This is a genomic window from Nonomuraea sp. NPDC004580, from assembly GCF_040609855.1.
Taxonomy (GTDB): domain Bacteria; phylum Actinomycetota; class Actinomycetes; order Streptosporangiales; family Streptosporangiaceae; genus Nonomuraea; species Nonomuraea salmonea.
The window spans coordinates 46,190-71,974 of sequence record NZ_JBEXLH010000032.1; the positions used below are offsets into that span (position 1 = coordinate 46,190).

The 25,785-nt window shown below is 72.5% G+C and carries 20 protein-coding genes; 8 read left to right on the forward strand and 12 right to left on the reverse strand.

Annotated elements, in window-relative coordinates:
* Positions 1 to 48 precede the first annotated feature (48 nt).
* Genes ABZW11_RS28380 through ABZW11_RS28395 form a run of 4 tightly spaced genes read right to left on the reverse strand, consistent with a single transcriptional unit; the run spans position 49 to position 6,960 of the window.
* Positions 49 to 3,312 (reverse strand): glucodextranase DOMON-like domain-containing protein, encoded by a 3,264-nt coding sequence (locus ABZW11_RS28380; protein ID WP_355423222.1) that lies wholly within the window; start codon positions 3,310 to 3,312, stop codon positions 49 to 51.
* 57 nt (positions 3,313 to 3,369) lie between these two features.
* Positions 3,370 to 4,683, reverse strand: a complete 1,314-nt coding sequence (locus tag ABZW11_RS28385) for an MFS transporter (RefSeq protein ID WP_355423225.1) — start codon at positions 4,681 to 4,683, stop codon at positions 3,370 to 3,372.
* A 10-nt stretch (positions 4,684 to 4,693) separates the two neighbouring features.
* Positions 4,694 to 6,202, reverse strand: a complete 1,509-nt coding sequence (locus ABZW11_RS28390; RefSeq protein WP_355423228.1) for an AMP-binding protein — start codon at positions 6,200 to 6,202, stop codon at positions 4,694 to 4,696.
* Complete coding sequence (locus ABZW11_RS28395) at positions 6,199 to 6,960, reverse strand: enoyl-CoA hydratase/isomerase family protein (RefSeq protein WP_355423231.1); 762 nt, start codon at positions 6,958 to 6,960, stop codon at positions 6,199 to 6,201. Before ABZW11_RS28395 ends, ABZW11_RS28390 begins: the two co-directional genes overlap by 4 nt.
* 111 nt (positions 6,961 to 7,071) lie before the next feature.
* Here ABZW11_RS28395 and ABZW11_RS28400 point away from each other — a divergent pair, with 111 nt between their 5' ends.
* The 4 genes from ABZW11_RS28400 (at position 7,072) to ABZW11_RS28415 (ending at position 11,491) form a co-directional block, all read left to right on the forward strand.
* Complete coding sequence (locus ABZW11_RS28400) at positions 7,072 to 7,965, forward strand: LysR substrate-binding domain-containing protein (RefSeq protein ID WP_355423234.1); 894 nt, start codon at positions 7,072 to 7,074, stop codon at positions 7,963 to 7,965.
* Between the two features lie 137 nt (positions 7,966 to 8,102).
* On the forward strand, positions 8,103 to 8,984 hold the full coding sequence (locus ABZW11_RS28405) for a polysaccharide deacetylase family protein (RefSeq protein WP_355423237.1): 882 nt from the start codon (positions 8,103 to 8,105) through the stop codon (positions 8,982 to 8,984).
* A gap of 78 nt (positions 8,985 to 9,062) precedes the next feature.
* A complete protein-coding gene (locus ABZW11_RS28410; protein WP_355423239.1) occupies positions 9,063 to 9,752 on the forward strand; it encodes a hypothetical protein in 690 nt (229 codons plus the stop codon).
* 296 nt (positions 9,753 to 10,048) lie between these two features.
* On the forward strand, positions 10,049 to 11,491 hold the full coding sequence (locus ABZW11_RS28415) for a PepSY domain-containing protein (RefSeq protein WP_355423242.1): 1,443 nt from the start codon (positions 10,049 to 10,051) through the stop codon (positions 11,489 to 11,491).
* A gap of 206 nt (positions 11,492 to 11,697) precedes the next feature.
* On the opposite strand, the gene ABZW11_RS28420 is transcribed toward ABZW11_RS28415, so the two are convergent.
* From ABZW11_RS28420 to ABZW11_RS28440, 5 genes are all read right to left on the reverse strand, one after another.
* Complete coding sequence (locus ABZW11_RS28420; protein WP_355423245.1) at positions 11,698 to 14,472, reverse strand: DUF5682 family protein; 2,775 nt, start codon at positions 14,470 to 14,472, stop codon at positions 11,698 to 11,700.
* Positions 14,469 to 15,581, reverse strand: coding sequence for an AAA family ATPase (locus tag ABZW11_RS28425; protein ID WP_355423248.1), 1,113 nt, complete (start codon positions 15,579 to 15,581; stop codon positions 14,469 to 14,471). Before ABZW11_RS28425 ends, ABZW11_RS28420 begins: the two co-directional genes overlap by 4 nt.
* Positions 15,582 to 15,596: 15 nt before the next feature.
* Positions 15,597 to 16,937, reverse strand: a complete 1,341-nt coding sequence (locus tag ABZW11_RS28430; protein ID WP_355423251.1) for a VWA domain-containing protein — start codon at positions 16,935 to 16,937, stop codon at positions 15,597 to 15,599.
* The gene (locus ABZW11_RS28435) at positions 16,934 to 18,319 is read right to left on the reverse strand and encodes a hypothetical protein (protein WP_355423254.1); all 1,386 of its coding nucleotides are present in this window, start codon (positions 18,317 to 18,319) and stop codon (positions 16,934 to 16,936) included. The genes ABZW11_RS28430 and ABZW11_RS28435 overlap by 4 nt, the downstream gene beginning before the upstream one ends.
* Before the next feature lie 64 nt (positions 18,320 to 18,383).
* Complete coding sequence (locus ABZW11_RS28440) at positions 18,384 to 18,875, reverse strand: hypothetical protein (protein ID WP_355423257.1); 492 nt, start codon at positions 18,873 to 18,875, stop codon at positions 18,384 to 18,386.
* Positions 18,876 to 19,104: 229 nt separating this feature from the next.
* Here ABZW11_RS28440 and ABZW11_RS28445 point away from each other — a divergent pair, with 229 nt between their 5' ends.
* The 3 genes from ABZW11_RS28445 to ABZW11_RS28455 all read left to right on the forward strand — a co-directional run bounded on the left by ABZW11_RS28445 (position 19,105) and on the right by ABZW11_RS28455 (position 21,005).
* Positions 19,105 to 19,746 (forward strand): GntR family transcriptional regulator, encoded by a 642-nt coding sequence (locus ABZW11_RS28445; protein WP_355423260.1) that lies wholly within the window; start codon positions 19,105 to 19,107, stop codon positions 19,744 to 19,746.
* 316 nt (positions 19,747 to 20,062) lie between these two features.
* Positions 20,063 to 20,794, forward strand: a complete 732-nt coding sequence (locus ABZW11_RS28450; protein WP_355423263.1) for a PIG-L deacetylase family protein — start codon at positions 20,063 to 20,065, stop codon at positions 20,792 to 20,794.
* 76 nt (positions 20,795 to 20,870) lie between these two features.
* Positions 20,871 to 21,005: a hypothetical protein gene (locus ABZW11_RS28455; RefSeq protein WP_355423266.1), complete on the forward strand. Its 135-nt coding sequence runs from the start codon at positions 20,871 to 20,873 to the stop codon at positions 21,003 to 21,005.
* 26 nt (positions 21,006 to 21,031) lie between these two features.
* On the opposite strand, the gene ABZW11_RS28460 is transcribed toward ABZW11_RS28455, so the two are convergent.
* The 3 genes from ABZW11_RS28460 to ABZW11_RS28470 are packed head-to-tail and all read right to left on the reverse strand — an operon-like array spanning position 21,032 to position 23,512.
* Positions 21,032 to 21,445 carry a cupin domain-containing protein gene (locus tag ABZW11_RS28460; RefSeq protein WP_355423269.1) on the reverse strand — a complete coding sequence of 138 codons (414 nt, stop codon included), beginning with the start codon at positions 21,443 to 21,445 and terminating at the stop codon, positions 21,032 to 21,034.
* A 19-nt stretch (positions 21,446 to 21,464) separates the two neighbouring features.
* On the reverse strand, positions 21,465 to 22,280 hold the full coding sequence (locus ABZW11_RS28465; protein ID WP_355423272.1) for a phosphoenolpyruvate hydrolase family protein: 816 nt from the start codon (positions 22,278 to 22,280) through the stop codon (positions 21,465 to 21,467).
* The gene (locus ABZW11_RS28470) at positions 22,277 to 23,512 is read right to left on the reverse strand and encodes a Tm-1-like ATP-binding domain-containing protein (protein WP_355423275.1); all 1,236 of its coding nucleotides are present in this window, start codon (positions 23,510 to 23,512) and stop codon (positions 22,277 to 22,279) included. Before ABZW11_RS28470 ends, ABZW11_RS28465 begins: the two co-directional genes overlap by 4 nt.
* 282 nt (positions 23,513 to 23,794) lie before the next feature.
* Between ABZW11_RS28470 and ABZW11_RS28475 the strand changes: the two genes are divergently transcribed.
* Positions 23,795 to 25,768: a glycosyl hydrolase family 18 protein gene (locus ABZW11_RS28475; protein WP_355423278.1), complete on the forward strand. Its 1,974-nt coding sequence runs from the start codon at positions 23,795 to 23,797 to the stop codon at positions 25,766 to 25,768.
* Positions 25,769 to 25,785 lie beyond the last annotated feature (17 nt).

Sequence of the window (25,785 nt, forward strand, 5' to 3'; positions counted from 1 at the left end):
CGCAGCGGCCTCTCCGGGGCGGTTTTTCCGGCGGCTTTTCGCGCCGGCTCAAGGAACGGTGACGGCGGGGACGGTGACCGGGCCGGCGAGCGGGTTCAGCGCGTCGGCCTGCGACTGACCGTCCGGGACGAGCACGTCGAGCGCCTTGGGCACGCTGCCGGGGTCCACCGCGCACAGCGGGCTCGTGCCGCCCTCGGCGCACACCCCGAACTGGTACGGCTGCGGCGTCGCCGCGAACCCCCTGGCCTGGTCGGCGCTGAACCCGTCCTGCCCGGTGAGCACGACGGCGAAGCGCCAGCCGGGGCCGGGCGTGCCGAAGGCCGTCCTGGGCAGCGCGATCGTGATCGTCCTCGTGCCGCCGGACGCCCGCACGGCGGCCCCTGCCCGCGCGGCGCCGTCGGCCGTCACCCAGACGGGCGCGGCGAAGCCCTGCGCCTCCACCCGCTGCGTCCAGGCGCCGGCCTCGGCGATGCGGTAGTTGCGCTGCGGGAAGGCCGGCTCGGTCGAGCGGGTGGTCACGGCCGGGTCCTGGGCGTAGACGTCGAGGAGCTGGGCGCCCATCTGGTTGCCGAACGTCGCGCTCAGGTCGCGCAGCTCGGCCCGCAGGTAGACGGTGGTGTCATCGGTGATCACCTGGAACCTGCGCAGGTCGAAGGCCCCGTCGTGGAAGTCGGGGGCCGTCGGGTAGGCGTAGGTGCCGGGGCCGTCGTCGTCGCCCTTGGGATCGGTGACGTCGAGCACGACGGTGGCGTCGCCGATGTCGCCGGTGACCGTGCGCCGCGCGTACGCGGTCCGCCCGCCCGAGGTGGCCGTCACGGTGAGCACCACGTCGCCGAACGAGACCGGCGTCGCCACCGAGAAGGCCCCGTCGGCTCCGGCGCGCACGGAGACGGTCCTGGTGGGGGCGCCCGTGTCGATGGGCGTGGCGGCGACCTCCACCCTGGCCCCCGGCGCCGCCGTGCCGGTGACGGGGACCGAGGCGCCGGTCACTGCGGTGCCGTCGGCCGGCGCGGTCACGGTGAGCGGGGTGGTCCGCGGCATCGTGACGTAGCGGCGGCGTACGACGTCGGGCTGCTCGACCGGCCGCGTGCCGCCGAGCGACAGGATCAGCCGCACGACCTGCGCCTGCGCCCACGTCAGCGGCGAGGCGGAGCCGGCCGGGCCACCGTCGCGGAAGCCGATCGAGGCGGTGGCCGGGTCGCCGCCGTACGGTGCGGCGGCGAGATCGGCGTTCTCCCACGCCTGCTCGGGAATCAGCCCGGTCCCCGACGCCATCCGCCGCATGGCCACCAGCAACTCCCCCGCCGTGCCCCGGTCACGGGTCTGCAGGGCGTGTTCGGCGCGTTCGCCGGCCAGGACCGGCCAGATGTGGCCTGAGCCGGTGTTGCCGGTGGGCCACGGGCGGCCGGAGGGCGTGCAGTCGGTGGGGTCGGGCTCGTGGCAGTCGCCGTAGCCGTCCTCGGTGCCGGGGGTGTCGGAGCCGTAGCGGTACCAGCCGGGGCCGCTCGCGGTGTCGCGGCGCAGCACGCGGTCCACGACGGGCAGGCCGGCCCGCACGTCGGGGTCGCCGGGCGGCAGGATGCCGAGCCTGGTCAGCTCAAGGAAACCGGCGTCCACCACGCGCCGCTGGTCCTCGGTGGGCCCGCCGTTGCCCAGGTTGTACGACTCGGCCGCGTTCGGGTCGCCGCCACGCGACAGGCGCAGGAAGTAGCGGGGCGCGTAAGGGCCGGTCGTGGTGACCGTCCACGCCTTGACGGAGCGGGCGAAGTGGTCGGCCGTGGCGCGGTAGAGCCGGGCCCTGGCCTGGTCGCCCTGCCGGTCGGCGATCTCGCCCGCCGCGACCAGCCCGGCGATCTCGGCCGCGATCGTGGACGGCGAGTATCCGGCCTGTTCCTCCCACCGCTCCACGCCGAACGCGGGCCCGCGCGAGACCACGAAGTCGGCCGCCGCCCGCACCCGAGGCCACAGCCGGGCGTCGCCCGCGAGCCCCGCCTGGTAGGCCATGAGCAGCGGGTAGGCGGTCTCGTCGAGCTGGTCGCCGCCCGAGTCGGGGGCGAGCTCGCCGTTCAGCAGGGAGTTGCGCGGCAACCGCCCGTCGGGCCGCTGCTGGCGTTCGAGCAGGAAACGTACGGTGTCGCGGGCGGTCGCCACGTCACCGGCGGCGAGGAAGCCGGTGAACGCCTCGTACAGGTCGCGGGAGAACACCTCGCGATAAGAGCCGAAGTAGACCGGTTTGCCCCCGACCAGCTCGCCGGCCCCGACCGCCTGCCCCCATGGGCTGCCGACGGACGCCACGACCGCGCCGGGGAACGTCTTGTCCTCGCTCGCCTTGAGCACGTTCACCGACAGCCGGTAGAAGTCGGCCTGCGCCTTGGGCGGCGGGCGCAGGCGGGCGTCGTAGGCCGCCCAGCCGGCCTCGTACCGGGATCTCGTGGCCTCGAACGGGCGCTGCACGGCCTCCCCCGCGGTGCGCAGCGCGGCGCCCCTGCTGCGCCCGAACCCGAGCGCGAACGTCGCCTCGCCCCGCCCGTCGAGCGGCAGCCTGGCGGTGGCGACCACGTTGCCCGGCGCCGCCTCGGTGTAGGGGGTCAGCTCGCGGGCCGTGTCGAGCTGGGCGGCGCCGTCGCTCGGGGTGCCCGCGTAGCCCACGCTCGCCTGCGGCAGCCGCCGCCCGGCGCGCAGGGCCAGGTGGGTGGGGACGGCGTAGTCGCGGGCGGGCGCGGCCGTCTCGGTGGTGTCGTCCCAGATCACGGGGGCGCCGGTGGAGGCGTCCAGTACCGCGCGGTCCGCGCCGCCGTTGGGCTGACCGCCGCCGCCGTGGCCGTTGACGCTCGCGTCGAGCCGCACGTACAGGCGCAGGTTCGCGGGCTGGAGCCGGGTGCGCACCACGACGGCGTCGCGGTCGGGATCGGTCACGTACGTCGTGGTCAGGCGGTAGCGCCCGGCCCTGCTCACCGAGGTGATCGTGCACGTCATGCCGGAGCGGCCGGTGCTCACCTCGTACGTGGTGTCGCGGGCCTGCAGCTCGGTGAACGTCCGGCCGTCGGTCACCACGAACTGCATGGTCTCGACGTTGGTGTTGTCGATCGTCGGCTCGTACACGTCGGACAGCACGCCGTTCGCCACCGTGTACCAGACCTTGGACGCCCGCCCCGCCGACGTGCCCAGGCAGTCCTTCCGCGCGAGCCCGAAGTGCGAGGGCGCGCCGGGCCCGCCGGGCGCGGCGGCTCCGGCGACCACCGGCTCCGCGGGGACCACGACCAGCGCCGCCGTGGTGATCAAAGCGAGGACGGACCGTCGGATCGCAGGCATGCCAGGGCTCCCCTCCCGACCCCGATGGGTCGAGAGAAGACCACCCCCGCCCGCCTGTCAAGCCCGCACGGCGGCGGGCGTGTCCACGCCCCGGTCCAGCGCGAGGCCGCGCGTCTCCTTGAACGAGGTCAGCACCACGACCAGCGACACCGCCGCGATCGCGATCATGTAGAAGGCGGGCGCGACCGGGCTGTCCGCGGCCGACACCAGGCCGGTCGCGGCGAACGGCGCGGTGCCGCCGAACAGCACGTACGCCGCCGTGTAGCCGATCGCCGAGCCGCTGGAGCGCACCTTCGCGGGGAACATCTCCACCAGCGCGGGCACGTTGGACGTGCCGATCACCGAGACCAGCATGGCGAGCAGCGACGTGCCCACCATCGCGCCCGCGAGCCCCGAGCCCATCAGCCAGAACGCGGGCAGCGGCAGCAGCACGAACCCGGCGCACGCGATGATCAGCATCGGCCGCCGCCCGTAGCGGTCGCTGGCGGAGGCGGCGAACAGGCAGGCCACGCTGTAGGCCAGCATCGAGACCACGTTCGTGAGCTGCGCCTGGCTCTTGGAGTAGCCCAGCTCCTCCGACATGTACGCGATCATGTAGCTGCTCATCAGGTAGTAGCCGACCGCGTTGGTGATGCTGTAGCCGAACAGCGTCGCGATCTGCCGCCCGCAGCGCCGTACGGCCTCGCGCAGCGGTGCCGGCTCTACCTTGTCGTGCTGCTCAAGCGACCGGAACACCGGCGTGTCCTCGACCTTCGAGCGCAGGTAGAGCCCGATCGCGCCGAGCGGCGCCGCCAGCAGGAACGGCACCCGCCACCCCCAGCTCTGCAGCGCCTCGGCGGTGACCGTCGAGGTGATGAGGAAGCCGACGCCCGACCCCGCCACGCTGGCCAGGCCCACCGTCACGGGGACGGCGGCGGCGAAGCGGGCCCGGCGGCCGGCGGGCGCGTACTCGACGACGAACGCCGACGCGCCGGTGTACTCGCCGCCGGTGGAGAAGCCCTGCGCGCAGCGCAGCAGGAACAGCAGGACCGGCGCGGCCACGCCCCACGACGCGTACGTCGGCAGCAGGCCGATGAGGAAGGTGGCCCCGCTCATCGTGAGGATCGTCAGGGCCAGCATCCTGTTGCGGCCGAGGCGGTCGCCGTACCGGCCGAAGAAGGCCGCGCCGAGCGGCCTGGCCACGAAACCGCCCGCGAAGATCGCCCAGGTGGCGAGCAGCGCGGCCGTCTTGTCGTAGTCGGGGAAGAACAGGGCGGCGATGGTGGCGGACATCACCGCGTACGCCGCCGAGTCGAACCACTCGACGAAGTTGCCGATGGCCGAGGCCATGGTGACCTTGCGGCGGAGGGCCGCTGAGTCTCGGGGGGTCATGCTCACTCCTTCACCGCGCGCGGAGTCTCGCGCGCTGGATCTTCCCGGTCGCGGATCGGGGCAGGTCGTCGACGAACTCGATCTCCCGGGGGTAGGCGAAGCGCGAATGGGTGGTCTTCGCGAACTCCCGGATCTCCTTCGCCAGCTCCTCGTCAGGGCGGAAACCCGGCGCGAGCCGGATCCACGCCTTGACGGCCTGGCCGCGTACGGGGTCGGGCACCCCGGCCACGCCCACGTCGGCGACGGCGGGGTGGGCGCGCAGCGCCTCCTCGACCTCGTCGGGCCCGACCCGGTAGCCGGAGGTCTTGATCACGTCGTCCACGCGGCCGAGGAACCAGTAGTAGCCGTCCTCGTCCACCCGCGCGTGGTCCTTGGTGTGGAACCACTCCCCGCCGAACACCTCAGCGCTCGCCTCGGGCCGGTTCCAGTAGCCGAGCGGGAACTGCGGGTTGCTGCGCGCCCGCAGGCAGATCTCCCCGACCTCGCCGGGCGGCACAGGACGCTCGTGCTCGTCGAGCAGCGCGACGTCCCAGCCGGGCAGCGGCCGCCCCATCGAGCCCTCCTTGACCGGCTGCCCTGGGATGTTCCCGACCAGCGGGTACGACTCGGTCGAACCGTAGTAGTCGAGCGGCGTCACCCCGAACTGGTCGCGGAACCAGCGGATCAGGTCGGCGGTGAGCGGCTCGTTCGCGCAGCACACCACCCGGAACCGCTGCGGATGCCGGGTGCCCGCGTCCGGCACCGCCTCCCGCGTCTTCCGCAGGAACGTGGGGTTGACCAGCCCCGTCGTGACGCCGTTGCGCGCCATCCCGGCCAGCAGCCCCTCCGGGTCGAACCCGGCGCGCGGCCGGTACACGTAGTGCACGGCCCCGGCCCGCAACGGGCCCATGAGCTTGGCCATCGACCAGGCCCACTCCCCCGCGCCGTAGAAGACGTCGCCCGGGCGCAGGTCGTGGCAGACCTCGAACTCGTTGTGGCCGAGCAGCGTGCGGTGCGCGTGCACGATGCCCTTGGCAGGTCCTGTCGTGCCCGAGGTGTAGAAGATCAGCGCCGGGTCGTCGGCGGCCGTGTCGGCGTCGGCGTACACGGGGGGCAGCCCGGCGATCGCCGGGTCGTCCACGTCGAGCACGGTCCCGTCGTAGCCGGCCGCTCTGCGGACCGCGCCGGTCTCGGTGACCAGCACCGACGCGCCCGAGTCCGCCAGGCGGTAGGAGATCTGCTCGTCCGCCCACAGCAGCGACATCGTGACGAGCACCGCGCCCGTCCGCAGGACGCCGAGGTAGGTGGCGGGCGTGTCGGGGCGCTGCGGCAGCATGACCGCCACCCGGTCGCCCGGGCGGACGCCGAGCCGGTGCAGGGACGCGGCCACCTGGCGGGAGCGGTCCTGCACGGCGCCCCACGTGATCTCCTCGTGGGCGCCGGTGTGGTCCTCGAAGATCAGGGCCAGGTTCTCACGGGGGTGGCGGTCGGCCACGTCCACCGCCATGTTGTACCGGGCGGGGACGTGCCAGGCGGTCATCGGGCGCGGCCCTTCAGGAAGCGGGCCATCTCGCGCTGCGGCTCGCCGGTGGCGTACGCGGCCGCGTGCACCTTCTTCGCCGCCGCCACCGCGTCCGCGAGCGCCTCCTGCTCCAGCTCCCGCAGCCGGCCCTTGGTCAGCGCCACCGCGCCGGGCGGCAGCGCGGACAGCTCCTCGGCCTGCGCGACGGCCGCCGCGAGCACCTCGCCCTCGCCGGCGAGCCTGGTGAGCAGGCCGAGCCGCTCCGCCTCGTCCCCGTACACCAGCCGCCCGGTCAGCGCGAACTCCGTCGTCCTGGCGCGGCCGAGGATGTTCCACATGGCCCAGATGCCGGTGATGCTGGGGATGCCGGACAGCACCTCCGGTTGCCCCATCCGCACTCCCGGGTGGCCGATGCGCAGGTCCGCCAGCAGCGCGAACTGGAAGCCCGAGCCGGCCGCCACCCCGTTCACCGCCGCGACGACCGGCTTGTCCAGGCCGAGCACCGCCCGGTAGAGCCGGTCGAAGCCGTCGATCCAGGCGTCCGACGCGGCGTGGTCGTCAGGGTCGATCGTGGCCGTCTCTCCGAGGTCCTGCCCCGCGCAGAACGCCCGCCCCGCACCCGTGAGCACCACCGCCCCCACCCGCGGGTCGGAACCGGCCGCGCGCAGCAGCTCGATCAGCCGCTCCCGCATCGCGGCGGTCCAGGCGTTCAGCTTCTCCGGCCGGTTCAGCGTGATCACCGCGACAGGTCCTTCGCGGTCCATCAGCACAGTCACAAGCGTCCCTTCGCAGGTCAACGGGCTTTTGGGGATACAACCAGCTCGGACGGGGCGCAGGCCAACATCAATCTCGACCCTTGGCCATATCGCAGCGATATGGTGAGGCCGATGGAGCTACGCCACCTGCGCTACTTCGTCGCCGTGGCCGAAGAGCTGCACTTCGGGCGGGCGGCCGAGCGCCTGCACATGGCGCAGCCGCCGCTGTCCCAGCGCATCCGCGACCTGGAGCGGGAGATGGGCGTGCGGCTGTTCGACCGCAGCTCCCACCACGTCGCGCTGACCGAGGCGGGCGCGCTGCTGCTGGAGCACGCCCGTGGCGTTCTGGAACGCGCCGACGCCGCCCGCGCCGCCATGCGCCGCATCCGTCCCGGCACCTCCGCCGTGCTGCGGGCCGGCGTGCCGCCCGACACCACGCCCATGGCGGTGCGCACGCTCGTCACCCGGTTCACCGAGCGCGTCCCCGACGTGCTGCTCGAGCTGCGCGAGCTGACCACCGCGAGCCAGCTCGCGCAGCTGCGGGCCGAGGAGCTCGACGCCGGGCTCGTGCGGCATCCGTGCGACACCGTGGGGCTCGCGTCCAGCGCCGTCGTGCACCGGCGGCTCGGCGTCGTCCTCCCCTCAGGGCATCCGGCCGCCGCCCAGGACGTCGTACGCCTGCGCAGCCTCGACGGCTCACCCCTGGTGATCTTCCCTCGGGCGATGGCGCCCCAGCTCTACGACCACATGCTGGAGGCGTGCCGCGACAACGGCTTCCTGCCCGGCGCCATCCGGCACGCCCGCAACCCCCATTTCGTGCACGGGCTCGTCATGTCAGGACTCGGGGCGCACCTCAACGAGGAGCCGTACGACGAGCTGCCCGCCGGGCTGGTGTGGCGGCCCATCGACGAGCCCCGGCTGACCTGGTCCACCTCGGTGGTGTGGCCCGTCGTGCAGGAGGGCGAGGTCGTGGCGGCGTTCGCGGACGCGGCGCTGGCCGGGCTGCGCGAGGTCGGCCACCGCTGATCCCCTTTCATCCGCGTACGGCCTCCGTACGAACCACGTGCGAACCATGAGTGAACGGCGGGAGTCCAACACCGTGGAACGGTCCCGCGCTCATGGGGACGCCCGCACCGGGGGCGGTGCGCGAAGGGGGAACGATCATGAATATCGGCGCGATGCGGGGGACGGCGGTGGCGCTCACCCTGACGGCCTTGCTCACCACCGGGCTCACCACCGGGCTCACCACCGGCTGCGGCACCACCACGGCGTCATCCGAGGTTTCGGACCGGACGCCGGTGGCGGTGCCAAGGGCCTGGGCGTCCACCGGTTCCGAGCGGTCCGGGCCGTCCGCGCTTTCCGGCCGCGCGACCGCGTCCTCGGCAGGGGGTTTAGCCGCCTCGGCGGTCAAGGCGGTGAAGGTGGCGGCCAAGGCCAGGCCGGTGGACTGCCGGCGGGCGAAGTGCGTGGCGCTGACCTTCGACGACGGGCCGGGGGCGTACACGGACGCGCTGCTGCGGCACCTGTCCGCGTACCGGGCCAAGGCGACGTTCTTCGTCGTCGGGCAGAACGTGGCGGCGAACCCCGGGATCGTGCGCAGGACGCACGCGGCGGGGCACGAGATCGGCAGCCACACCTGGTCGCACCCCGACCTGACGAAGCTGCCGGCCGCCGGGGTGCGGGCGCAGCTCGCGCGTACCGACCGGGTGGTGAAGGCGGCCATCGGGGTGGTGCCCGGGCTCGTCCGGCCGCCGTACGGGGCGGTCAACGCGGCGGTCAGCCGGCTGACCGGGCGGCCGATGGTGTTGTGGAGCGTGGACACCCTGGACTGGCGGCACCGCGACAGCGCCAAGGTGGCCCGCAAGGCCGTCAGGTCCGTACGTCCCGGGAGCGTCATCCTCTTCCACGACATCCACCCATCGACGGTGCGGGCGATGCCCCGTATTCTGAAGGCCCTGTCCAAGCGCGGCTACCGCTTCGTCACCGTCACCCGCCTCTTCAACGGACACCCGCCCAAAACCGTCTACAGCGCCGGGCTGACCTGACGACGCGCAAGTTCGTCGCATCCGGCTGAACCCGGGCCGGGCGACCGCCGTATCTCGTCATGTGAGCGGTGATCGCGCATGAACCCCGGCAAGAGAGGATGCGGCATCGGCAGCAGGGACACCGCGCAGGCCGGGGGGACCGGCCTGCGCGGGCTGCGTACGACGGTGTTCGCGGTCGTCTGCGTGCTCACCGCCCTCGCCATGCACGTCCTGGCCGGAGGCCCGGTGCCGGGATTCGGCACGGTGCTGGCCGCAACGGTGATCACCGGCGCGGGAGCCTTCCTCCTCACCCGCCGCCGCCGCTCCCGCCACACTTTGCTGGCCGCCTCCTTCACCGCCCAGTACGGCATGCACCAGCTCTTCACCACCGCCCCCCACGCCGCACAAGATCTCCTCGCCACCACCCCACCCGCCGCCGCTTCATCCGCCCCGGCCCTTCACGCGTACGCCACGGACGCCTCCGCCCTCGTCGCCCACCACGGGGGCGGCCTCAGCGCGAGCGCCGGCATGCTGCTGGCCCACGTGGTGGTGGCGGTGCTGTCGGCGTGGTGGCTGGACCGGGGCGAGACGACCCTGGCCACGATCATCCACCTCCTGGCCACCTCCCTCCGCGACCTCTGGGCCGCCCTGAGCGCCTGGGACCCCGCGCCCCCGGCCCCCACCCGCCGCCCGGCCCTCCTCGCCACAGCTCCCCTCGGCCCCCTCACACCCCAGGCGCTGACCTGGACACTGTGCCGGCGAGGACCACCCGCCCTGACGTCGTCGTGACGCGAGCTTTCTGAGCAGCTTTCTGAGCACCGGCATCGCCAGTCGCCGGCACCGCCTGCGCACTCGGCGCGTGCCCCTACGCCGGACGCTCACCGCACGGCCCGGCGACCCTGCCGGGCGCGGGACCGCGCCGCGCTCACCACACCGCTTCCGAACGGCGCCGACCCCTCGGTGCCGGTGACGTGCTCGCCTCGCGCACCAGGGCGATCGTCACACGGCGTGCACGCTGTGGCCGCCGCACGCCCCCGGCGTGCCGTCGCCGTACCCACGAAAAGCGCCCCCGAAAGGGACCCCCCATGACATCGATCGAGACTCCTCCCGCACCGACACGAGAAGGGCCCGAGCCGGCGCGGCCGGTCGCGTCGCAGCGCTACCGGGCCGTCTGGCGGTGGCACTTCTACGCCGGGATCTTCGTTGCGCCCGTGCTGCTCGTCCTGGCCGTCACCGGGTCGATCTACCTGTTCAAGGAGCCGTTCGAGCAATGGCGTCATCAGGACGTTCGCACGCTCGGCGAGCCCGTCACCCAGGCCCGGCCGCTGTCGGAGCAGATCGCGGCGGCTCAGCGGGCGCATCCCGGTGCGCCGGTCATGTCCGTCATCCCGCCCATGTCACCCGATCGCAGCACCCGCGTCATCCTCCAGGGCACCGAGACGGGGCCCTTCGCCGAGGGCGTCTCCGTCTACGTGCATCCGGCCACGGCGGCGGTGCTGGGCGAGGTGGACGACGGCAGGACGTTCATGCGCGTCGTCCGTACGATCCACGGCGAGCTGATGGCCGGCACCGTCGGCGACCGGGTCGTGGAGACCGCCGCCTGCTGGTCGCTGATCCTCGTCGCGACCGGCACGTACCTGTGGTGGAGCACCCGCCGCTGGAAGCCCGGCCCGCGCAGGCCCAGGAAGGGCCGGGGCGGTCTGCGCAGAGTGCACACGTGGGCGGGGGTCGGCGGGGGTGCGGTGGTCGTGTTCCTCGTCCTGTCCGGGCTGCCGTGGTCGGGCGTGTGGGGTGACGGCCTGCAACGGCTGCAGGACCGTACGGGCTCCACGTACCCCAGCGCCGCGGACTACCCGCACACGTCGGGCGACCTGTCCGCCAACCCGGACGCCAAGGTCCCGTGGGCGGCGGAACGGCTGCCCGTCCCGCCGTCCGAGGACGGGCACGCCGGCCACGGCACCACCCACGGCGTGCTGCAAGACGGCGCCCTGCCCCTCGAGGACGCCCTGGCGGCGGCGCGGCCCGCGATCAGGTCGTGCCCGCCGGACGAGTGCGACCTGAAGATCCTGCTGCCGGACGGTCCGAAGGGCGTCTACACGGTGGTGACGGCCCCGCGCCGCGACCCGTCCGACGCCCAGACGCTGCACGTGGACCAGTACAGCGGGCGGGTCCTGGTGTCGTACGGCTGGAACGAGTACGGCGTCATCGCCAAGGCCGTCGAACAGGGGGTCGCCCTGCACGAGGGCCGCCGTTACGGGACGGCCAACCTGCTGCTCATGCTGGGCGCCTGCCTGACGCTGGTCACGCTGATCGTCACCGGCGCCTGGATGTGGTGGAAGCGCCGCCCCCGTGGCCGCGTGGGCGCACCGGCCCGGCCCACCGACCGCAGGACGGCGTACGGGCTGATCGCCGTGATGGCCGTGCTCGGACTGCTGTTCCCGCTGGCGGGGATCACGATGGCGGCTGTCCTGCTCCTCGACTGGCTGGTCCTGCGCCGGATCAAGCCCCTCGCCCGCCTCTTCGGCTGACCCGGCCGCCGGTACGTACGCGAACACGTACCTGACGGACCTGCGCCTGCCCCCGGCCGGCACCACCTGCCGCCCCGCCCCCTGGCACAAGGGCGGGACGGCAGAGTGGAGGACAGCGCACAAGCCTCGGGCTGGAGGCAGCCTCAGTGTCCGTTCAGTGTCCGTTCAGTGTCCGTTCAGTGTCCGTTCAGTGTCCGGCGCCCGCGTCAGCCCAGCAGCCCGGCCACCGCCAGCGCGGGCTCAGGGTGCGCGGCGAGCAGCGCCGCCACGCGCGGATCACCGGCGGGCTCGCCTGGCGCGGCCCACTCGCCCGAGCAGCCCAGCACCCCGGCCACGGCGTCGCAGGCCGCGGGATGGGCCCGCAGCAGCCCGGCCACCGGCCCGGCCGCCATCGGAGCGGCGGTCACGGCCGGCTTGGGGCGGGCGGTCCACGGCGGCACCCAGGAGTCGACCGCCGTCAGCGAGCCGGGGAACGTGCGCCCCGCCTCGCGGACCAGCAGCGGCACCAGCTCGGCGGCCCCGGCGCGCAGGGCGGTGATGAGCTTCGGCAGCCACGGCAGCAGGACGTTGTCCGGCAGCCGCCCGAACGCCTTGGAGATCACCTCCACCACGAACCCGGACAACGCCGGCACCGGCTCAAGAGCCTGGACGAACCCGATGATGTACTGCGGGAACGACGGGATCACCAGCGGGTTGGCCAGCAGCTCGTCGCACCGCGACCGCAGCGCGGCCAGCGGCAGCAGGCCGAGCTGGTGCTGGGCCGCCCACAGCAGCGCCACCTTGGCCGGCGACTCGGGGTGCGACTGCTGCACGGCGAGCTCCAGCTGGGCCCGCTCGCAGCCGAGCGAGAGCGCCAGGCTCTCCATGGAGAACAGGAAGCCCAGCATGGCCCCCACCTGCCGCACGCCGGTGTCGTCGTCGACGAACGCCGTGGGCAGCAGCGTGCAGTAGTGGGCGTAGCCGGCCGTCACGAACGCCTGGCACCACGCGGGCAGCTCGGGCTCGGTGGCACGGTAGTGGGCGAGCAGCCGCCGGATGCGGCGCAGCACGTCGGGCGCGTCGTCCACGGTCCGCTCGGACGCGAGCAGCTCCACCGCCCGAGCCCCCAGCTCGTCGGAGAAGCGGCGGCTGCCGAGGAACAGGATGGCGTCCTCGACGGCCGCGAGTGCGACGGCGGCGGTGGCCTTCTGGTCCCAGACCGAGCGCCGCAGCCGCTGCTCCACCACCTGCTCGACGGTGACGCCCTCGTAGCCGAGCTCGATGATCGAGCGCTGGTGTTTGCCGAACGCGAGGTCCCAGCTCTCCTGGATCGAGCGCTCGCCGAGGCGCCGCTCCCCCATGATGGGCCGCACCGCGTCGGACGGCAGCAGGTAGCGCAGCATCCACAGCAGGTCGGAGCAGGGCCGCAGCTCGGGCTCTGCGTTGAGGTCGAGCAGCGCCCGCTGGATCGTCCGCTTCTCCAGGTCGAGCCCGAGCGGCTCAAGCCGGTCGTAGACGTCTCTGGCCAGCGGCGGCAGCGCGTCGTAGCCGACCTCGCCGAGCTTGTCGCCGCCGAGCAGGATCTCGCAGAGCCGCCGCACGTCGCGCCGGCCCGGCACGACGTCCTTCTCGATGCAGGTGACGGCGGCGTCCTGGAAGTCGTACGGGGTGGGCCTGGCGCGGTTGCGCATGCCGGCCAGCAGGATCGAGGTCTCGTAGACCGCGATCGCGTCGGCGGTGCTGGCGAGGTAGCCGTTGCGGCGGGCCAGCCGGACGATGTCGACCGACCAGCCGAGCAGCTCGGCCTCGTCGAGCGGGTCGAGCGCCGGCGGCCTGGACAGGAACCCGCTCAGCTTGTCGGCCACCTCGCCCTGCGGCGCGGGCGGCGGCAGCTTGCCCTGGCGCTTGCGCGCGCCCTTCTGCCCGGCGAGCTGGAACGGGGTCAGCTTGCTCCGCGTCAGCGCCTTGTTCCAGGTCGCCGCCGCGATCGACACCGAGCCCGGCGCCAGCCCGAACTGCGCCTCGATGGCCGAGTGGCTGGACGGGATGAGCCCGTACAGCCATTTCGTGCCGGTGCGGGGGCTGATCTCGAACGTGGCCGTGGACCGCAGCCCGAACTCCTCGACCCGGCTCGCGGCGTGGAAGGCGCCGCAGACGTAGAGGCAGTCGGCCGGGTCGGCGCCGGAGGCGGCCAGGTGCTCGCGCATCCTGGTCCACATGTAGCGCTCGCGGTCCTCGTCCACGGTCAGGCGGGCGTCGCCCTCGCGGCGCAGCCGCCGGAACAGGCTGCCGATCAGCACCATGACCTGGCGGTAGGTGTCGTAGTCCGCGCCGGACAGAGGCTGCTCGACGTATTGGTCCCACCACTCCGACCAGTGGCGCACCTTGCCGTGGTGCAGCAGGTGCTCCTCCAGCTCGGCGAAGCGCGGCCGCAGGTCGCCGATCTCCACGCCGACCGCGTCGCCGTGCAGGCCCGCGCCCTCCTCGGCCTTCGGCTTGGGCTCCTCGCCTGGCGCCCACTGGAAGACGTGGTCGGTGGAGCGGTCGACCAGCACCAGCTCGACGCCGGGGGTGTCGAGTGCGTACGCGATGGCCTGGTATTCGGCGGACGCCTCGGTGATCGGCGCCACCACGCTGAGCGGCGCCCACGTCTTCGGGAACCCGTCGAGGTCGGTCGCGAACGCCTGCACCGCCACCGGCAGCCGGCAGTTGCGCAGCTCGGTGAGCAGCGGCTGCAGGTCCTCGCACAGCTCCAGATAGATGACCTTCGGCTGCTTCTCGCGCAGCCTGCGCACCATCGCCAGTGCCGAGGCGGGCGAGTGGTGGCAGACCGGGAAGATCTCCAGCTCCTCGCGCAGCGCCCGATCGACGTCGTCGACCAGGCCGGACAGAATGCCGGAGACCTCGACCGGCCCGCCGGCGAACGTCTCGGCGGCGTCGAGGAGCTGCTCGCGGAGCGAGCCGAAGGTGCCCTGCCGGCCGGTCATGGGCTGATCGCTCATGACAGTGTGGAGATGGCCTCGCGGCCGCCTTCGAGGAACTCAGGCCACTCGCCGCCGTCCTTCTTGCTGCGCGGCTCGACCACGCCGTGCCAGTACTTGTTGAGTATCGCCAGGTCCTCGGGGCTGCGCCGGGCCAGCGATCCGACCAGCGAGCTCGCCAGCGTCTGCGCGCGCAGCGTCCGGTCGCCGAAGAAATGGCTGTGCAGGATCGCGTCCTCCAGCACGCCGATCTGCTCGGCCGTCGACAGCGCCGACTCCAGCTTGTCGTCGTCGCTGGTGGCCGAGGCCGCCGCCGAGCGCAGGTCGGCGAAGCTCTGCAGCAGGATGTCGAGCAGCGTGGGCGGCAGGTCCAGCTCGATCTGGTGCCGGCGCAGCAGCTCTTCGGTACGGAAGCGGACGATCTCCGCCTCGCTCTTCTTGTTCGTCACCACCGGGATGCGCACGAAGTTGAAGCGCCGCTTGAGCGCCGACGACAGGTCGTTGACCCCGCGGTCGCGGCTGTTGGCGGTGGCGATGATGGAGAAGCCGGGCTGGGCGAAGACGATGTTGTCGTCGTCGAGCTCGGGGATGGAGACGTACTTCTCCGACAGGATCGAGATGAGCGCGTCCTGGACGTCGCTCGTCGAGCGGGTCAGCTCCTCGAACCGGCCGATCACGCCGCGCTCCATCGCCGTCATGATCGGCGAGGGGATCATCGACTCGCGGGACTGCCCCTTGGCGATGACCATGGAGACGTTCCACGAGTATTTGATGTGGTCTTCCGTGGTGCCCGCGGTGCCCTGCACGACCAGCGTGGAGTTACGGCAGATCGCCGCCGACAGCAGCTCGGCCAGCCAGCTCTTGCCGGTGCCCGGGTCGCCGATCAGCAGCAGGCCGCGGTCGGATGCCAGGGTCACGATGCTGCGTTCGACGAAGCTGCGGTCGCCGAACCACTTCTGCGGGATCTCCCTGTCGATGCCGTCGGCCCGCTCGGAGCCCAGGATGAAGATCCGGATCATGCGAGGGCTGAGCCGCCACGAGAACGGCTTCGGCGCGGTGTCGATGGACTCGAGGTAGTCGAGCTCTTCGGCGTACTTGACCTCTGCGGGTGCGCGCAGCATGTCACTCATGGTTGTCGGGATCTCCTAGGTGAGGAAGTTCTTGAGCTCGGACACGAGCTTGCGGATGTGGCCGGAGAGCACGGGGGTGCCCATGGCCTTGAGCTTCTGGCGGTACCACGGGTCGACGCTCGCGTGGCCCGAGCTGTTGACCGAACCGACGGGGATGAACTTGACCCCCGACCGGTGGATCGCCTCGAAGTCGTTGATCAGGGAACGGTTGTCGTAGAAGTCGGAGATCCACACCATCACGGTGTTGCGCGGATCGGTGATCTTCGGCCTGGCCAGCGCCATCGCGACCGTGCCGTCGGTGCCGCCGCCGAGCGTGGTGCGCAGCAGCACCTCGAACGGGTCGTGCACCCACGGGGTCAGGTCGAGCGCCCTGGTGTCGTAGGCGACCAGGTGCACGTCGACCTTCGGCAGCCCGGCGAAGATGGAGGCCAGGATGGTGCAGTTGACCATCGCGTCGACCATCGAGCCCGACTGGTCGACCACCACGATCATGCGGGCCGGGGTGGTGCGCCTGGCGGTCTGCTTGTAGTAGAGGCGGTCGACGTAGAGGCGCTGGTCTTCCTCGTTCCAGTTGGTGAGGTTCTTCCAGATCGTGCGCTCGACGTCGAGGTTGCGGAACACCCGCTTCGGCGGCACCGACCGGTCGATGGTGCCCACGCTGGACTTCTCGACCTGGGTGCGCAGCACCTGCGCCACCTCGTCCACGAACCTGCGGATCAGCGCCTTGGCGTTGGCCAGCGCGACGCCCGACAGGTTGGACTTGTCGTGCAGCAGCTGCTCGATGAGCGACATGCTGGGCGTGAGCTGCTTGGCCAGCGCGGGGTCGGCCAGCACCTCGCGCAGGTGCATGCGCTTGACCAGGTCACCCTCGATGCCGGCGAGCACCTTGGCCAGCTCTTCGTCGCCGACGCGGTGGCGCAGGCCGCCCGGCTCGCAGCCCATGCCCTTCTCGAACCAGCCGGCGTCGGACTTCCAGCTCTCCAGCTGCGTCGCGGTGACGTTGCCCGAGCCCGTGGCGAAGACGTTGAGCAGCAGCTTCGACACCAGCGCGGCCCGGCGCACCTCGTCGCCGTCGCCGTGCTCCTTCTCGGCCATGAGGTCCTGGAACTCGGCGGCCAGGTCGGGGAAGCGCTGCACCAGGTTGTCGACCGAGACGCCCGGGTCGAGCAGCGCGGGCGGCAGGCCGAGGTCGCCGACGATGCCGACGCTGGCCGTCTCCAGCGCGGGCTCCTCATCGGGGCTGAACAGCCGCGACAGCAGCCGCCAGTAGAGCACCTGCCGCCGCGTCTGGTCGCCAGTCTGTGAGCCGTCGTCAACCGCCGGTGCGTTGGGGGTGAGGTCGGTGGGATCGGTCATTTGCGCAACAGCCGTCCCGCTCGTTCGCGCAGCACCGCGACCACGTCGCCGGCCTTGGCCTCGGCCTTGACCACCTTGGGGTCGGTGGGGCCCTGCGCCCAGTCGCCGGTGTGCGCCGCGACCGGCTGCTTCTTCACCGTGGCCTGCACGCCCAGCGGCTGCAGCGTCCAGCGGCCGGCGTCCCAGTGCAGCAGCCCGACGCAGGCCGTGGACGCCTTGAGCAGCGCGGGGGTGAGCGGGCCGCAGGAGGGCAGCCGGTCGAGGTCGAACGTGATCGTGTGGCCGCCCAGCGTCAGCGTGCGGCCGTCGGTCTTGTAGCCCTCGGCGAAGACGGGCTCGGCGATGCGTACGGGATGCCGGTCGAGCGGCGGCACCGCGGGCGCCGTCGCCACCCCGAGCTGGAGCCTGGCCACCGCGAGCGGATCGGCCTCGTCGCCCGCGCTCGCCCGGTCGTCGTGCCAGATCAGGTCGCCGCCCGGCAGCAGCGGCATGCCGGTGACGTCGAGGCTCCGGTGGCCGGCCAGCGCGGCCAGCAGCGTGGGGTGGCCGCCGAACAGCCGCCACACGGTCGGGCCGACGATGGTGTCGACCTTGGCGGCGGCCACGCTCGTACGGACGAGCCTGGCCGGCCCGCCCCCCGAGGGCTCCAGGACGGCGTGCACCTGCACGCGTACGGCGGTGGCGTGCTCGTGGACGTCGGCGCCCAGGATCAGCAGCCGACCCGACACCTCCTCGGCCTCGCCCGGCCACGGGCCGCGCTGCGCCAGCAGCATCGCGCGGGTCCACAGGTCGGCCCACCGGCGCGCGGGCAGCCGCTCCATCGTGGCGACCGGCGACGACGCGCGCAGCTCCGTGGCCAGCCCGTCGAGCAGCACCGCGAGGCCGCGCAGCGCCGGCTCGGCGAGCAGCGCCTCGATCGTCTGGTCGGCGGAGGAGACGAGGTCGTGATCGACCCCGCGCCAGCCCGCGATGGCCAGCTCGCGCAGCCACCCCCGGCAGCCGGCCAGCAGGTTGTCGGCCACCTCGGCGTGCGCTCCCGCCGCGTCGCCGGTGTCACGGGTGCGGCCCAGGGCCGCGTCGAGGCGGGCGAGCAGCGCGTCGTGCGCCGCGCCGAGCAGCGCGGCCCGGCCGCCGGCCAGCGCCGCCAGATGCTCGTCGGCCACCGAGCCCGCGGCCACCTTCGCCACGGCCTCGCCCAGCCGCTCGCCGACGGGGGTGCCCGCCAGCGCGCCCGCGAAGGCGGTCAGCGCCTCGGCGCGCTCGTCGCCGAGCCGCGCGAAGCCGTACGTGAGGGCCTCGTCGAAGCCTTCGACCAGGCCGAGCGCCGCGTCCACGCCCTCGGGGGCCGCATCGAGCAGCTCACCGAGCTGTACGTCCAGCATCACCGCACCGCCCTGTCCGTCGAATCGAGGTCAGTCGAATCGAGATCCGTCGAATCCTGTGGCATCAGCCCACCGCTCCTGTCGCCGGGAACCAGTGCAGCTCCACCAGCGGGTCGGTGCTGTCAGGCACCTCGAGGTAGGCCAGATGGCGCAGGAACCGGCTGAACACCACGGCCGCCGGCGTCCGCTCGACCGGCCCGTTGACGTGGGCCATGAGCGAGCCGCCCTCAGGCACCTCGATGCGCAGGTAGCGGGCCACCCGGTCGAGCCCGTATTGGACGACCGCCTCGTCGGCCAGCATCCTGATGTGCTTGCACGCGTACCCGTGCAGTGCGCCGCACGGCCGGTTGTTGTTGGTGCTGCAGCTCAGCGCGAGGCTGCCGGCGGTGATCGACGAGACGTAGACCCGCTCGATGTCGGATCCGCTCGACACGACGCCCTGGAGCCGGCCGTCGGCCAGCTCGACGAAGGGCACCTTGGCCAGCTTGCGCGGCTGCACGGGCGGGACCACCCGTAGCACGCTGCGTCGCTCCCACGCGGTTTCGTCCGCGTCCACGATGTCGTAACCTCCCACCCCGGCCGGCTCACGAGCGCAGGCGGGAATGCCCGGATCCGTGCGGCCGGCTGATCAATTGATCGAGGAACTTACCGGAGGTCTCCGACAGAACACGGTCAAACGATCAAGCTCGCAGGTGGAGCGCCGCCGCGGATTCGTGGCCCCGGCGCTCCAGGGATTGTTCATAATATTGTCGAACAAGCTTCGTACAGACGCCCGGGAGGATCGCATGTCTACAGAGCCCCCGCGCGGGGAGACGCTGACCGACCGGCTCAGGGCCGCCATACTCGACGGCGGCTTCGTGCCCCACCAGCGGCTGGTCGAGGCCGACGTGTGCGAGCAGTTCGGCGCGCCGCGCGCCGCCGTGCGCGAGAGCTTCAAGGAACTGGCCGGAGAGGGGCTGGTGGAGATCCTGCGCAACAAGGGCGCCAGGGTGCGGGCCGTCTCGAAGGCCGAGGCCATCGAGATCACCGAGGTACGGATGGTGCTCGAAGGGCTGTCGGCGGCCAAGGCGGCCGAGCGGGTGACGTCGGAGCAGGCCGGGGAGCTGCGGCGGCTGGTGGCCGAGATGCGCGCCGCCGTCGACTCCAACGACCTCGACCGCTACTCCGAGCTCAACGCCGCCCTCCACGCCAAGGTCCGCGAGATCGCCGGCCACCGCACGTCGGCGGCCATCATCGAACGCTTGGGCGCCCAGGTGGTCCGTCACCAATTCCGCCTGGCCCGCCAACCAGGCCGCGCCGCCGTCTCGCTGCCGCAACACGAGCTGATCGTGGCCGCCATCGTCGCCCGCGACCCGGAAGCAGCCCAGACGGCCATGCGACAACACCTCCGCAGCGTCACCAAGTCCCTGGAAGCCACCCCCGACTGACGCCCGCCATGCCCGGGGTTTCCCAGCGGTGGGTCCGTCTGCTCATGGGAGGAGCGGGGGGCCGGTGCGTTCGGTTTCGGCGAGGGTGGCGGTGGTGGCGAGCGTCATCCTGTGGGGGACGCCCGAAGAGGCGAGCAGGCGAGGATGCGGCCGGCCTCGCCGCAGCCGAGCAGTGCCACCTCAGGTCGTTTCATAGAGCCTCCTCGTGTTGACAATATTGTTGAAGCACACCGAGTTGAGGGCGGAATCGGCGTCCAAGGCCGTTCTCGGTGCGCTAACTGTTGACAATCACTCCAAGGGCTCTTAGCGTCGGCGCGTGACCACACCCCGTACCCTTCTGGTGATCAGCGCCCACGCAGGTGACTTCGTCTGGCGGGCGGCCGGTGCCATCGCGCTGGCCACCAGCCGCGGCGAGCGTGCCAAGGTGGTCTGCCTCAGCTTCGGCGAGCGCGGCGAGTCCGCCAAGGCGTGGCGGGCCGGCCACTCGCTGGAGGAGATCAAGGCGATCCGCCGCGAGGAGGCGCAGAACGCCGCCGCCGCCCTGGGCGCCGAGATCGAGTTCCTCGACGCCGGCGACTACCCCCTGCTGGAGAGCCGCGAGCTGGTGGACCGGCTGGTACGCGTCTACCGCGACCTCGATCCCGGCGTCGTCCTGACCCACCCGCCGGCCGACCCGTACAACGGCGACCACCCGGCCGCGGCGCGCATGGCGTTGCAGGCCCGCGTGCTCGCCCAGGCCGCCGGCTACGACGCCCCGGGCGAGCCGCTGGGCGCGCCGCCGGTGTTCTTCTTCGAGCCGCACCAGCCCGAGCAGTGCGACTTCAAGCCGGACGTGCTGCTCGACATCACGCCGGTGTTCGACAAGAAGCGCAAGGCGATGGAGTGCCTGCCGGCCCAGCAGCACATGTGGGGCTACTACACCGACCTCGCCAAGCGCAGGGGCGTACAGCTCAAGCGCAACGCCGGCCCCAATCTGGGGCTGCCGCACGCGACGATGGGCGAGGCGTACATGCGGCTGTACCCGCAGGTGACGGACGTGCTCGCATGAGGAACGTGGTCGTCACCGGCATCCCGCGCTCGCCGGTCGAAAAGGTCGACGCGCTGGCCGGGCGACAACGCGGGCCATGGGCTTCCCGGCGTGGAGCTCCGCCGTCAGCGCGCAGGGCACGGTGAAGGCGACGCCTGGCGCGGTGAACGTGCCGGTCACGATCGGCGGGCAGCTCGTCAGGCCGGGTGACGCGTACGAGCGTGGCCGGTAGCGACGGCTTGGAGCAGGGCGTGCGGGTCACCCCAGCTTGACCGCCCAATTGGGATGCTCGCCGGGCGGCAGCTCGACGAAGCCGGGCAGCTCGCGCAGCGCCTCCTCCTCCCCGCCAGGCGTGTACGTCGCGATGATCCGCAGCGGCCGCCACCCGGTGTTGAACGTCGAGTGCAGCGTCCCCATGGGGATGTAGACGGCGTCGCCCGCCGTCACCGCGAACTCGGGCTCGTCGCCGACCGTCTGCCGCCCCTCCCCCTCGATGATGTAGAGCACCTCGTCGGAGGCGGGGTGCAGGTGGCGGTCGTGCCCCCGGTCGGGGTTGATCACGACCTCGCCGAACGTGGACGACGCGCCCGGCACGGTGGCCGGGGTGACGTGCCACTTGATCGAGCCCCAGTCGAAGAGCATGGTCGGGACGTCTTCTGGCCTGCGGTGCATGGAGGGACTCCCTCGGTCGTCAGAGGGCCTTGAAGGCCCTGAGCTGGTCGGCGATGGCGCGCTCGGCGGGCAGGCGTTCCATCGAGGAGGCGCCGAAGAAGCCGGCCACGCCGGTGGTGCGTTCCTGGATGAAGCGGACGTCGTCCGGCTCGGCGATCGGGCCGCCGTGGCACAGCACGATGACGTCGGGGTTGACCGCCACGGCGGCGTCGTGCATCTCCTGCACGCGTACGGCCGACTCCTCCAGGCTGAGCGCGGTCTTGGCGCCGATGCTGCCCTTGGTGGTCAGGCCCATGTGCGGCACCAGGATGTCGGCGCCCGCCTCCGCCATGGCGGTGGCCTGCTGGGCGGTGAAGACGTAGGGGGCGGTGAGCAGGCCGCGCTCGGCGGCCAGCCGGATCATCTCGATCTCCAGGTCGAATCCCATGCCGGTCTCCTCCAGGTTCGCCCGGAAGACGCCGTCGATGAGGCCGACGGTGGGGAAGTTCTGGACGCCGGTGAAGCCCATCGCGCTCAACTGGTCGAGGAACTGCGGCATGAGACGGAACGGGTCGGTGCCGCACACCCCGGCCAGCACGGGGGTGTCCTTGACGACCGGCAGCACCTCGCCGGCCATCTCGACCACGATCGCGTTGGCGTCCCCGTACGGCAGCAGCCCCGCCAGCGAGCCGCGCCCGGCCATCCTGAACCGGCCCGAGTTGTAGATGATGATCAGATCGACGCCGCCGGCCTCGGCCGCCTTGGCCGACAGGCCGGTGCCCGCGCCGGCTCCGATGATCAGCCGCCCCGCCTTCCGCTCGGCCCGCAACCTGCCGAGCGCCTCGTCACGCTTCATGCCGTTCCCTTCTGGATGAGCTCGTGCAGCCGGTCCGCGGCGGCCACCGCGAACGCCGGCCGGTTGATGTCGTCGGCGCTGTCCACCACCTGTACGCCGGTGCCCGCCACGGCGGCCAGCACGGCGTCGAAGCAGGCGGCGTCGGCGGCCGGGTCGTGGAACGGGCCGCCCGGCACGTCCACGGCCGAGACGCCGCCGCGCGGCACGAACAGCACGACGGGCCCGGTGGCGGCGGCGATCTTGACGCCGATGCGCCGGCCCAGCTCGGCGTTCTCCTCGGGGGTGGTGCGCATGAGCGTCACGCTCGGGTTGTGCACGAGCAGGTTGCGCTCGCGGAAGCGGGCGGGCACGGTGTCCATCGGCCCGAAGTTGACCATGTCGAGCGCGCCCAGGCTGACGACCTGCGGCACGCCCGCGGCCCCCGCGGCGGTCAGCCGGTCGGGGCCGGCCGACAGCACGCCGCCGACCAGGTCGTCCGCGAGTTCGGTGGTGGTGAGGTCGAGGACGCCGGCGAAGTAGCCGCTCGCGGTGAGCGCCTCCATGGCCCGGCCGCCCGAGCCGGTGGCGTGGAAGACGATGACCTCGTAGCCCAGCTCCTCGAGGCGGGCGCGGGCGGCGTCCACGGCGGGCGTGGTGACGCCGAACATCGTGGCCGCCACCAGCGGCCGGTCCTCGCCGGACGGGCCCGCGTCGGTGAGGCGGGCGTCGTACGCGGCGGCCATGGCGGCGATCGCGGCGGCGGCGTTGCCGAGGATCTGCCGGGAGATCGAGTTGATCCCGGCCACGTCGACGACGCTGTACATGAGCGTCACGTCGCTCTGCCCCACGTACGCCGACACGTCGCCGGACGCCATGGTCGAGACGAGCAGCTTGGGCAGGCCCACGGGCAGTGCCGCCATGGCGGCCGCCGCGATCGAGGAGCCGCCGCTGCCGCCCAGCGCCAGCACGCCGCTCAGCCCGCCACGCTCGTACAGCTCGCGGGCGACGCGCGCGGCTCCGGCGGCCATCGCGCTCAGGGCCGCGCCACGGTCGCCGGCGCTCCTGAGCTCCTCCAGGCTCGCCCCGCCCGCCTCGGCCACCTCGGCCGCCGGGATGTCGGGCGCGAGCGTCCCACCGCCCATGACGCCTGCGTCGAGCAGGACGGCCTCCTGTCCCGCGGCCGTGACGAGGTCGCGGACGTGGGCGTACTCCGCGCCCTTGGTGTCGAGCGTGCCCAGCAGTAGTACGGCCATCCGACCCTCCTCCGGGGGAACGACGGGTTCGCTGCCATCGGACAGCCTCCCCAGCCGCGCCCGGACTCACGCCTGCCGGTCAGCGGGGAGCACGCGCGGCGATTGCGCCCGCCCGTTCCCCAAGCGCTGCACGGGCCTGTTGCGCGATTTCACGATCTGGACCGGACGTCTTGACTGCCTGCTCGGGTTGGGGTTACTGTCGGCGCATAACTAAAAGGAAACTTTCCTAATAGTTACACCAGGCATCCCACCCCCCATTCACCCTCGACCGGATGTCGGAGCATGATGAAGAACCCCACCCAGAGCAAGGTCCTCGCCGGTCTGGCGGCCCTGGCGCTGCCGCTGACCGCGCTCGTCGCCGCGCCCGGCACGGCCACCGCCGCCGCCGCGCAGTCCTCCTTACAGGCTCTGCAGGCCGACTGGGCGGCGTGGACGGCGTACACGGCCGGCACGCGCGTGACGTACAACGGCGTGCAGTACGAGTGCGTCCAGAGCCACACCTCCCAGCCCGGCTGGGAGCCGCCGAACGTGCCCGCCCTGTGGAAGGTCGTCTCGGGCGGCGGTGGAGACACCAGCGCGCCGAGCGTCCCCGGCAACCTGCGCTCGACCGGCGTGACGAACACGAGCGTCACCCTCGCCTGGAACGCCTCCACCGACAACGTCGCCGTCACCGGCTACGAGATCTACCGCGGCGGCGCCCTCGTCGCGACCGTCACCGGCACCAGCCACACCGACACCGGCCTCAGCGCGAGCACCTCCTACGGCTACACCGTCCGCGCCCGCGACGCCGCAGGAAACCGCTCCGGCACCAGCAACAGCGTCACGGCCACCACCTCGGGCGGCGGAGGCGGTGACACGAGCGCGCCGAGCGTGCCGGGCAACCTGCGCTCGACCGGCGTCACCGGCAGCTCCGTCGCGCTGGCATGGAACGCCTCGACCGACAACGTCGCCGTCACCGGGTACGAGGTCCACCGCGGCGCCACCCTCGTCGCCACCGTGACCGGCACGACGTACACCGACACCGGACTGAACGCGAACACCTCCTACAGCTACACCGTCCGCGCCCGCGACGCCGCAGGCAACCGCTCAGGAAACAGCAACAGCGTCACGGCGACGACCACGGGCGGCGGCGGAGGCGGGGGCAAGAAGGTCCTCGGCTACTTCGTGCAGTGGGGCGTCTACACCCGCAACTACCACGTCAAGAACATCGACACCAGCGGCTCGGCGGCCAAGCTGACGCACATCAACTACGCCTTCGGCAACGTGACGAACGGCCAGTGCGCGATCGGCGACAGCTACGCCGACTACGACCGCTTCTACCAGGCCGGCGAGAGCGTGGACGGCGTCGCCGACACCTGGGACCCGGGCGCGCTGCGCGGCAGCTTCAACCAGCTGCGCAAGCTGAAGAAGAAGCACCCGCACATCAAGGTGCTGTTCTCCTTCGGCGGCTGGACCTGGTCCGGCGGCTTCGCGCAGGCCGCGCAGAACCCGGCCGCCTTCGCCGAGTCCTGCTACCGCCTGGTCGAGGACCCGCGCTGGGCCGACGTCTTCGACGGCATCGACATCGACTGGGAGTACCCGAACGCCTGCGGCCTGACCTGCGACAGCAGCGGCCCGGCCGCGTTCAGGAACCTCATGCAGGCGCTGCGCGACCGCTTCGGCCAGAACTACCTGGTCACCGCCGCGATCACGGCCGACGGCACCAACGGCGGCAAGATCGACGCAGCCGACTACGCCGGAGCCGCGCAGTACCTCGACTGGTACAACGTCATGACCTACGACTACTTCGGCGCCTTCGCGGCGCAGGGCCCGACGGCCCCGCACTCGCCGCTCACCTCCTACCCGGGCATCCCGACGGCGGGCTTCCACTCCGACGCGGCCATCCAGAAGCTGAAGAGCAAGGGCGTGCCGGCCGGCAAGCTGCTGCTCGGCATCGGCTTCTACGGGCGCGGCTGGGCCGGGGTCACGCAGTCGGCGCCGGGCGGCACCGCCACCGGACCCGCGCCGGGCACGTACGAGCAGGGCATCGAGGACTACAAGGTGCTCAAGACCCGCTGCCCGGCCACCGGCACGGTCGCGGGCACGGCGTACGCGTACTGCGGCAACCAGTGGTGGAGCTACGACACGCCGGCCACCATCGGCGGCAAGATGAACTACTCGAAGGACCAGGGCCTCGGCGGCGCGTTCTTCTGGGAGCTCAGCGGCGACACGACCAACGCCGAGCTGCTCACGGCCATGAAGAACGGCCTGGGCTGACCGGCGGCGAGCCGGCT